The organism is Nostoc sp. CHAB 5715 (assembly GCF_020829685.1).
In the GTDB taxonomy this organism is placed as follows: Bacteria; Cyanobacteriota; Cyanobacteriia; order Cyanobacteriales; family Nostocaceae; genus Nostoc.
This window is the reverse complement of sequence record NZ_JAIVFR010000733.1, coordinates 1-3,917: the sequence shown is the minus strand read 5'-3', so window position 1 is coordinate 3,917 and position 3,917 is coordinate 1. Positions and strand designations below refer to the sequence as shown.

Here is a 3,917-nt window from a genome sequence, read left to right as displayed (position 1 = left end):
CATTGTGGGAGAAATTTAGCTGAATTTGCTACTAATGGGGCAATTTGGTAAAGCTGCCACAGCACCCAAACCGACAATACTGCTGCTACTAATGCCAAGATACGATTTAACTTTGTATTAATTAAACAGAGAATTTTTCGCTGCCGCTCGGTCAGATTTTCTGGCTTTAGGGCTATTCCTAAAAGAGCAAATATATAAAAAGGGCGACGCAACTGCATCCATAGCAAAGGGAGAATACCAATGGCAGCAACTAAAAATAGCTCCATCCACACAGGTAAAAACGGCTCGCCTACAGACAGAAAGAATAAGCAGAGCATTAAAAAAACAGGCAATGTCGCTAATCCAGCGACGTGAATCCACAAAATAGGTTCAGAGCGAAATGAATGCATATATAAAAAGTTATGAGTTAAGAGTTAGGAGTTAGGAATTAGCAGTCTTTAACTCCTAACTCCTAATTTATCACTCCTAACTTCTAACCATTTTACCCTTAACACTACCTTGTTAAGGTAAGAGTGCGGCGCTTTGTAACCATCTGATAGGCTTCGAGGATGTCACCTTCAACCCAATCATTGAATTTATCCATGCCGACACCGCATTCATAACCGGCGTTGACTTCACGAGCATCTTCTTTCATCCGTTTTAGGGAGTCAAGGACTCCTTCATAGATCACCTTACCGCCGCGTTGCACTCTGACTTTGCAGTTGCGAACTAGTTTGCCAGATTGAACGTAGCAACCGGCAACAGCACCGCGACCAACTGGGAAGACGGCACGGACTTCGGTTTGACCCAAGGGTTCTTCCACCAACTCTGGTTCCAAAAGACCTTCCAAGGCATCTTGGATATCTTCTAGGAGTTTGTAGATTACGTTGTATTCACGAACATCTACACCCGCTTCATCGGCGGCTTGTCTTGCACCACTGGCGAAGGTGGTGTTGAAGCCAATAATTACAGCGTTACTGGCAGCTGCTAAGTCGATATCTGTCTCGGTGATTTCCCCAGCAGTAGCCAAGAGCATCCGAATTTGGACTTCGTTTTGCGGGATTTGCTTGAGCGCTCCCACAATGGCTTCTACGGAACCTTGTACGTCTCCCTTCAAGATCAAGTTGAGTTCTTTCAACTCGCCTTCTTGTGCTTGAGCCGAGAGGGTTGTAAGGGTAACACGTCCCTGTAACAAACGGGATAGGCGTTGTCTGTCTGCGCGATCGCTAGCAAGTGCTCTGGCTTCTTTTTCGTTCTCGAAGACCTCGAACTCGTCGCCTGCTGCTGGCACATCACTTAAACCTAGTACCTCGACAGCAAAGGAAGGAGAAGCAATATCTACTCTCTTGCCTCTGTCATCCACCATCGCCCGGACTTTACCGAAAGCCGAGCCAGCTACCAAAATATCTCCTACATGCAGGGTACCATTCTGAATTAGCAGGGTAGCAACTGCTCCCTTGGCTTTATCCAGATGTGCTTCAATTACAGTTCCTTTGGCGGTACGGTCTGGGTTGGCAGATAGTTCTGCAACTTCTGCTACTAAGAGAATCATCTCTAAGAGCGTATCCAGGTTTTCACCTCTGATGGCGCTCACGGGAACCATGATTGTCTCACCACCCCAGTCTTCTGCGGTTAGACCATACTGGGTGAGTTCTTGTTTCACCCGCTCTGGCTGTGCCCCTTCTTTGTCAATTTTGTTGATTGCAACAACAATTGGCACTCCCGCAGCTTGGGCGTGGCTAATGGCTTCAATGGTTTGAGGACGGACGCCATCATCAGCAGCTACTACCAACACGGCAATGTCTGTTACCCGCGCTCCTCTGGCTCGCATTGCTGTAAAGGCTTCGTGACCGGGGGTATCGAGGAAGACTATTTGGTGCGGTTTGCCCTCGTGTACTACATCCACATGGTATGCACCAATGTGTTGAGTGATCCCACCAGCTTCGCCAGCAGCCACTTTTGTTTTGCGGATTGAGTCGAGCAGGGTTGTTTTACCGTGGTCTACGTGACCCATAATTGTCACGACTGGTGGACGGCGGTGGAGATAGTCTAGGTCTTCTGCGCTGACCATCTCGGTAATTTTCCGAGCTTCTGCTTCTCTCTCGGCGGTTTCGACTTCTATTTCTAGTTCTTTTCCTACTAGGGTAATTGTGGGAATATCCAGATTTTGGGTGATACTTACCGCCATGCCTTTGAGGAACAGGATTTTCACAATCTCTGTATCGGGAACGGCTAAAACGTCAGCCAGTTCTTGCACAGTCAACGGGCCTGTGATCGTGACCTTTTCGGGACGATCGCGCTTTGTATCGGCTTCTTGTTGGCGACGGTTATTTTGATTGTCACGGCTAGAACCAGACTTAGAACCAGGTTTTTTAGTTCCTCTGGCAGTTGGGGCGCTAGCAAGGGTTGCGCCTGGCATCTGCACAGGTCGAGTCGCTTTGGGTTTGGGAGGGCGGGCGATGGAAAGGCTGACTTGGACGGTGGCTGGTGAGTCTAGATCGTCATCATCTAGCAAATCTTCTTCAAACTCATCATCCAATATCGGCTTGATCCGCTTGCCTTTAAGGCCAGCTTTAGCCTTCTCTTTAACTTCGTCAATTATTTCCTCTTCTACCCACTTTTTGCCGCCTTTGGTCGGGCGAGGCGGAGTTGGGCGTTTTAAATCGAGGAGATCGGGTGTGACGACTGGCTCATCACCCAATCCTTGAGATTTGCCCGCTATTCCTGATATCTGTCTGGGTGGAGTAGCGATCGGCATTGCGGCTGCTACTGCTTCACCAGGACGGACTGGCCTGGGCCGTTGCCCCTCTCCTAGTTGTGATGGTGCAGATGGTCTATTGCCCCTCTGCTCTGGTCTGGTGGGTGCAGGGGTAGGCCTGGCCTGTCTTTGTGGTGCAGGTTGCACAGACTGGTCAGTTGGCAGTTTCGCAACTCTTGGCTTAATTTGTTCGCGATCGCCTTCGACGGGCCGTTGCCGTTGGTCGCGTTTGAGGATCGGTTTATCTGCCTGAGATACCGGCTCATCTGGCACTTGGGTTTCTGCCGCTGGTCTTGCCGGAGGGGCAACTAGTTGCGGTTTGATCGGTTTTTCCGGTTTCGCTCTGGTTGGAGCTATTTTTTCCGGTTTTTGGGGTGCTATTTTTTCCGACGCCTGATTAGGATTTGGCGTTTGTTCCAAGTCTGTGACAGGAGTTTGCTCTGGGGTCTCAGATTGATTCCGGGGTACAGGTCGAGTTGGTGCCGTCGGCTTCATGGGTGAGACAGGTGTAGCGAAGGGCCGTGGAGGTGAGGGAGGATTAGCTTCAGACAAGGCAGCTTGGGTATTGGTAGCAACTGACGCCTCTGGGGCGTTGGAGGTAGTATTTCTCAATATTTTGGGTTTGCGTATTTCCAAAATTTGCTGTTTGTGGGGTGCAGCAGGTCGGGCAGATCCACCGTTTAATGGTGAGTTTGGTTTATGGCTGGTTGTACGTAGTTCCTTTTTGGTGGAGACATTCGTCGCTGCGAGTTTTTCCGCAGCCATGCGGATGCTTTCTGCCTCGGATTCTGAAATCGTGCTGCTATGGCTTTTGACCGCGATGTTGAGCTGGTCGCAAATTGCTAGTAGCTCTTTGTTATCCAAATTCAATTCCTTTGATAATTCATAGATTCTAACTTTGCCGTTGTTCATCCACTCTTCCCCTTTAATTTACAGTTTTAGCGGATGGTTGCCTGGGAGTGCGACATCTCCATCCTTGGATTACTGTTTTTAGACTGCCGTTGTCATAACCGAAATAACGGTAAGAGAAAGTCAGCAAGCGGTTTTTGTCCTTTTTGAAGCCCAGTTGATAGTTCAGAGCCGCGTCTGCCCCTGTTCCGTTGCCTGTCCATTTGTTGTTTAAATTATATCCCTGCAATGTTTCGATGTTATTGTCCAGCAATGAACTCTGCCTTCCTGT

General features: G+C 49.0%; 3 protein-coding genes. All 3 read right to left on the bottom strand.

Annotation, left to right across the window (positions count from 1 at the left end; all coding sequences use genetic code 11):
* On the bottom strand, positions 1 to 389 hold a 389-nt coding region (locus tag LC574_RS30150; protein ID WP_229457280.1), incomplete at its 3' end, for a low-complexity tail membrane protein.
* A gap of 104 nt (positions 390 to 493) precedes the next feature.
* Positions 494 to 3,649 carry a translation initiation factor IF-2 gene (gene infB / locus LC574_RS30145; RefSeq protein ID WP_229457279.1) on the bottom strand — a complete coding sequence of 1,052 codons (3,156 nt, stop codon included), beginning with the start codon at positions 3,647 to 3,649 and terminating at the stop codon, positions 494 to 496.
* 13 nt (positions 3,650 to 3,662) lie between these two features.
* Positions 3,663 to 3,917: hypothetical protein (locus tag LC574_RS30140; protein ID WP_229457278.1), on the bottom strand; the 255-nt coding region annotated here is incomplete at its 5' end.

What these genes read in the sequence shown, in the direction of transcription:
- infB (WP_229457279.1), bottom strand. Translation starts at nt 3,649, where the DNA reads ATGAACAACGGCAAAGTTAGAATCTATGAATTATCAAAGGAATTGAAT.